Here is a 2,256-nt window from a genome sequence, read left to right on the forward strand (position 1 = left end):
GAGGAAGGTATTTATATTCCAATAGTAACAACACTTCACGGAACTGATATTACCTTAGTTGGTAGTCATCCGTTTTATAAAACTGCAGTAACGTTCAGTATCAATAAATCTGATGCTGTAACCTCTGTATCTCAAAGTTTAAAGGATGATACTTTACGTTTATTTGATATTAAAAATGAAATTGATGTAGTTCCAAACTTTATCGATTTAAGCAAGCATGAAAATCATTTTACCGATTGCCAACGCGGAATGATGGCTACTGATGAAGAAAAAATCATCACGCATATCAGTAACTTTAGAGAAGTAAAGCAAATACCAGATGTAATTAAAATCTTTTATAATATTCAGAAAGAATTGCCTGCAAAATTAATGATGGTTGGTGAAGGTCCAGAAAAAGAAGGAGCAGAGCGTTTGGTAGAAGAGCTTGGAATTTCTGATCGTGTGATTTTCTTTGGCAATAGTAATGAAATAGATAGAATTTTATGTTTTAGCGATTTATTTTTACTACCATCACAAACGGAAAGCTTTGGTTTAGCAGCACTAGAAGCCATGGCGAGTAGTGTACCAGTTATTTCTACAAATACAGGTGGAATACCAGAAGTAAATGAAGATGGTTATTCTGGTTATTTAAGTGATGTTAATGCTATTGAAGATATGTCAACTAATGCGATTAAGATCTTATCTGATGTTAATGTGTTAAATCAATTTAAAGCAAACGCAAAAGCACAGTCTCAAAAATTTGACTTGCATAATATTGTTCCGATGTATGAAAGCATTTATGAGGAAACGTTGAAACAATTTTTAGTTGTCAATTAGACCAAACTGCGTAACGTTCTCTGCGTAATTCTAAAGTAATTTGCTTTTCTGCAATAAGAGCTTCTTCTCTAGTGAAAAATGGGTCAATATGGTTGTAGAGACTTGGACGTAAATACAAACCGTATTTTTCTACAATATTTGATGAGATTTTATGACCTTTTCTATTCCTGTATCCTGTTTTATGCTGTTTAAAACGCTCTTTAGGCATTTTACTTGTCATACCAACATACAAGCATTCTAACACACCATTGAACTGTGGATTAGCAGTTCTAAACTTAGTGTTTTCTGTATATACACGTTTAGATAATTCAATAACGTAAATGCGATATAGTACTTTTGGCATTCTTTAGTTTGTATTACGTAGAATTTACTTATTTGTTTTAAGCAACTAATTTAGTAAATACTAACTAAAAATAAAATTCATAAGTAGGCTTAGTACCAATGTACTATTCGCATTATTGTAGTACGCTTTTAACTTTATTCTTTTTTCAAAGGAGAATGATGCTCGTGCACCATTTTCCATCCATTGTCTGTTTTTAAGAATAGCAAAGTAATTTGGTCATTTACTACAACTAGATCTTCACCAAATTTGAGATGAAAATCTGAGTGAAAGGTTAAATTAGCAACGTCACCATATACTGCAATTTGTAAATCTTTCGCATCGAATTTTACAACTTCGGTTACCGAACCAAAAACATTCCGTTCATGGGCTTCATTAGCTTCACTACCATTACGTGGTTCACCATTTTTAAACTCAGTAAACTTTGGACTATAGGCATGAAAAGAAATTAGTTTATCCAAATCTCCATCTTTAATACTTTGAGCAATCGCACCAAAGGTTTCCATCACTTCTTGTTTTGCTTCAGGAAATACATCGTTTAAAAGGTCAATTTTCACTTCTACAACTTCAACTTTTTGTTCTTCTTGCTTGCATCCAGTAATTAAAATTCCAATAAAGATAATTAATGCAAATGTCAATTTTGTTTTCATAATTTTATATTCAATTGGTTAATAGGTGTTTGTAAGTTACAATTTTCCAAATAAGTGTTATTGAAAAAATGTGTTACATAAGTTTGTGTAAGATTAGTGGTGTAAGTAAACAACAAATTAAAAAAAAGAGAACTAGCGAAATATCTTTAAGATTTTGCTTTACTAGTTTGTTGTGCTCATGTTAGAGTATACCCAGAATTAGTAATGAATTATATTCAGTTTAAGTTTGAAATAAAAGAATGGGATTTAAATTTTAAAAACTTGAATAAGATAAAAATAAGTTAGCAAAAAGAAATCAGCCATTAGGAAAACTCGTAGAATTTTCCGAGTAAACTCAAGTCAATAATTCACTATACACGTCTTAAGTTTACAATTTATTAAATTTAATTATAAATAAGAAAAGACAAAAGAGAGGCATAAGGTTATTATACACGCAGAAGCTTAAGACTT

3 protein-coding genes are annotated in these 2,256 nt (G+C 30.8%); 1 reads left to right on the forward strand and 2 read right to left on the reverse strand.

All coding sequences use genetic code 11. The features are described from left to right. A partial coding sequence (gene bshA, locus QZZ53_RS17075) for an N-acetyl-alpha-D-glucosaminyl L-malate synthase BshA (protein WP_296386964.1) occupies positions 1-816 on the forward strand: 816 nt, incomplete at its 5' end. On the opposite strand, the gene QZZ53_RS17080 is transcribed toward bshA, so the two are convergent. Next, on the reverse strand, positions 809-1,159 hold the full coding sequence (locus QZZ53_RS17080; protein ID WP_296386966.1) for a ribose-5-phosphate isomerase: 351 nt from the start codon (positions 1,157-1,159) through the stop codon (positions 809-811). The genes bshA and QZZ53_RS17080 overlap by 8 nt on opposite strands. A gap of 134 nt (positions 1,160-1,293) precedes the next feature. After that, complete coding sequence (locus QZZ53_RS17085) at positions 1,294-1,806, reverse strand: nuclear transport factor 2 family protein (RefSeq protein ID WP_296386971.1); 513 nt, start codon at positions 1,804-1,806, stop codon at positions 1,294-1,296. Positions 1,807-2,256 lie beyond the last annotated feature (450 nt).

This window comes from Winogradskyella sp. (assembly GCF_016744625.1).
GTDB lineage: Bacteria > Bacteroidota > Bacteroidia > Flavobacteriales > Flavobacteriaceae > Winogradskyella.